General features: G+C 64.9%; 1 protein-coding gene. It reads right to left on the bottom strand.

Annotation, left to right across the window (positions count from 1 at the left end; translation table 11 throughout):
- Positions 1-3565: condensation domain-containing protein (locus CH292_RS27580; protein ID WP_256978606.1), on the bottom strand; the 3565-nt coding region annotated here is incomplete at both ends.

Raw genomic sequence — 3565 nt, 5'->3', positions numbered from 1 at the left:
GTTCGATCAGTATGTGCGCCAGTGCGTTTGCGTGGAAGTCGAGATCTGTATAGGTCCACTGTTGTCCACTGTCGTCGACGACCGCAAGCGCATCCGCAGACGAATTCGTCTGACGCCGAATCAACTCATCCAACGTCGAATCCGCCACCACCACAACCGGACCGGAAGAGAGTTCGGAGATGTGCTTTCGTTCGGTGTGGGTGAGTAGGGGTATGGCGGCGATTCGGGTGTGGGGTGCGGTGGCGAGGGTGTGTAGGGCGGTGTCGAGGAGTGTGGTGAGGGTGGTGATGGTGTGGTGGGTGATGCGGTGTGGTTGGTAGGAGAGTTCGATGGTGATGTGGGTGGGTGTGGGCAGGATGCCGAGGGTGAGGGGGTAGTGGGTGGAGTCGTGGATGTCGACGCTGGTGAGTGCGAGGTCGTGGTGTGTGTCGGTGTTGTCGTCGAGGGGGTAGTTCTCGTAGACGAGGAGGGTGTCGAAGAGGGCGGGGAGTCCGGTGAGGTGGTGCAGGTCCGGTAGTGGGGTGTGGTGGTGGTCGAGGACGGTGGTGTTGTGGTGGTGGATTTGGTCGAGGAGTTCGGCGGCGGTGGGGTTGTGGCCGAGGTGGGCGGGGGTGGGGATGGTGTTGAGGAACATGCCGACGGCGGTGTCGATGCCGTCGATGTGGGCGGGTCGTCCGGAGACGGTGGTGCCGAAGGTGATGGTGGGTTGTCCGGTGATGGCGTTCAGGGTCAGTGCCCAGGCGGTGTGGATGACGGTGTTGAGGGTGGTGCTGTGGGTGCGGGCGAGGGTGTGGAGTTGTTCGGTGAGGGTGGTGTCGATGGTGTGGGTGAGTTCGATCGGTTGTGCTGTGTCGGTGGTGGCTGTGTTGGTGGTGGCGATGAGGGTGGGTTCGGTGACGTCGGCGAGGGCGGTGGTCCAGGTGTCGAGTGAGGTGGTGTGGTCGTGGTGGGTGAGCCAGTGGAGGAAGCTCGGGTAGGTGGTGTCGGGGAGTGCGGGTGTGGTGGGGTTGTTGTAGGCGCGGAGCAGTGTGGCGATCAGGGGCGGGGTGGACCAGCCGTCGGTGATGGCGTGGTGGATGGTCAGGATGAGGGTGTGCTGGTCGGCTGCGGTCGTGACCGCGGTGACGCGCATCAACGGCGCGTCAGCCAGAACGAACCCGGTTTCCCGGTTCCGCGCCACGGCTTTGTCCACGGCATCTGCATCTCCGATGCCATTCACTGCGGTGAGTTCGATCGTCGCGTGCGTGGGGATGACGGCGACGTAGTCGCCGTTCGCAGCGGGTGTGATCGCGGCCTTGAGGTTGGGGTGTGTGTCCGTGAGTCGATCAAGGGCGATGCGGAGCCTGTCCAAGTCGAGCAGCCCGGTCACCGTCACCGCAGTGTGGGTGAGGTACACGTCGGTACCGGACACAGCGCCGAGCATGGATTCGAAGACCATGCCGTGTTGGAGTGGTGTCAGTGGTTGGACGTCAGCGATGTCGCCGTAGCGGTGGTCCCAGGTGGTGAGGTCGCCGTAAGTCGTACCGCTGGCGGTGAAGTCGGTGAGGGAACGGCGCACGCGCCCTGCACCTACGCCGCTGGCGTACGTGACAAGAGTCTGTAACGCGGTGGTCCAGAGTTGGACGAGTTCGCGCGCCTGTTCGCTGGTCAAGATGTCCTGGGCATAGGCGAAGGATCCGTCGAACATGGGCTCGCCATCGCTACCAGTGAGAACCGCGATGTTGACATCCACCACTGCTGCAGCGGGCAAGTTTTTCGGCAGGTGCGCGCGAATTCCGGGGCACTCCGGCGAATTGGACCATGGTTTGGCGGTGCCGGCACTGAAGTTGCCGAGGTAGTTGAGCGCGAGGTCGGGGGTGGTGGTGGGTAGGGCGGTGTCGGGATGGAGGTGGGTGAGTATGCCGTAGCCGATGCCGCGGTCCGGGACGCGTGCGAGTGTGTCTTTGATGCGTAGTACGGCGTCGGCGGCGAGGTGGGGGTCGGTGAGTGTGTCGATCGGGTCGAGGTCGGTGAGGTCGGCCATGATCGGGTACCAGGTGGTGAACCAGCCGATCGAGCGTGAGAGGTCGGCGCCGGGGACGACTGTTTCTTGGCGGCCGTGGCCTTCCATGCCGATGGTGACCGGCCGTGGCTCGAGGTGGTGGCGTGCGCGCCAGGTGCCGGTGGCGATGGTGACTGCGGTGAGGAGGATGTCTTCGACGCTGGCGGAGAGTGCGGCGGTGACGTTGTTGATCAGGGGCCCGGCCGGGATTTTCACGTCGATAGTTGTGACGGCGGCCTGGGTGTGGCGCTCCTGGTCGATTCCGGTCTCGCCGAACAGCGGGACGACCGCGTTCACCACCGTGCTCCAGTGACCCAGTTGCTCGGTGACATCCTGCTCGGTCAGTGCGTGCGTCCAGGTGGTGATGGAGGTTCCGGCGGGGAGCAGGTCGGTGTCGGTGGCGCCGGTGTCGAGTGCCCAGGCGTGTGCGAGGTCGTCTTGAAGGATGCGCCAGGAGACTCCGTCGACGGCGAGGTGGTGGATGACCATGACGAGGCGGCCGGTGGTGTCACCGAAGTCGGTGTCGTTGGGCTTGGTGTCACCGGAGTGGGTGCACCACAGGGCGCGCCACAGAATCCCGTTCGTCGGATCGAGTTGCTCGGAGAGCCGTGTCGTCTCCGCAGTGACGTACGCAGGCCAGCGCGGTCCGGACCAACCGTCGGTGAATTCGGTGGTGTCGAGTCGGGTGGTGACCTCAATCGGGGTGGCGGCGTCGGTGAAGTGTGGTGCGCCGGAGTTGTCGATGTCGAGGCGGCCCTGCAGGGTCGGGTGATGTCCGATGACGCGGGTGAGGATTCGGTGGAGGGTGTCGGTGGTGAGGTCGGGTGGGGTGGTGAAGACGAAGGATTGGGTGAAGTGGTCGAAGCCGGGTCGGTCTACGTAGCGGGCGGCGATGGGTTGCAGTGGTGCGGTGGTGACGGTGGTGGGTCCGGTTTCGGTGTGGGTCTGGGTGTGGGTGTCGGCGATTCGTGCCAGGGCGCTGATGGTGCGGTGGGTGAAGATGTCGGCGGCGGTGATGGTGATGCCGGCGCGGCGGGCTCGGGTGACGACTTGGATGGAGGAGATGGAGTCGCCGCCGAGGCGGAAGAAGTCGTCGTCGATCGACAGTGGGGTGTCGGTGGGCAGGTGCAGGATGTCGGAGAAGACGGTGGCGAGGGTGGTTTCGGTGACCGTGCTCGGTGTGTGTCCGCCGGTGAGGGCTGCGGTGAGGTCGGGTGTGGGTAGTGCGCGGCGGTCGAGTTTGCCGTTGGGGGTGACCGGGACGGTGGTGATGGGGATGAAGACGGTGGGGATCATGTAGTCCGGTACCCGTGCGGTCAGATGCTCCCGCAGTTCGTCGTCGGTGACGTCGGTGCCGACGTAATAGGCGGCAAGGTATTTGTCATTGCCGCCGGGGTGGTCAGCGGCGATGACGACGGCGGTGGTGACGGCGGGGTGGTGTTCGAGGACGGTGCGGATCTCGTCGAGTTCGATGCGGAAGCCGCGGATCTTGACTTGGTCGTCGGAACGGCCGAGGTAGTCGAG

The organism is Rhodococcus sp. 14-2470-1a, from assembly GCF_002259425.1.
In the GTDB taxonomy this organism is placed as follows: domain Bacteria; phylum Actinomycetota; class Actinomycetes; order Mycobacteriales; family Mycobacteriaceae; genus Rhodococcoides; species Rhodococcoides fascians_E.
Note: the sequence above shows the minus strand (reverse complement) of the source record. Positions and strands in the feature narration are given on the sequence as shown.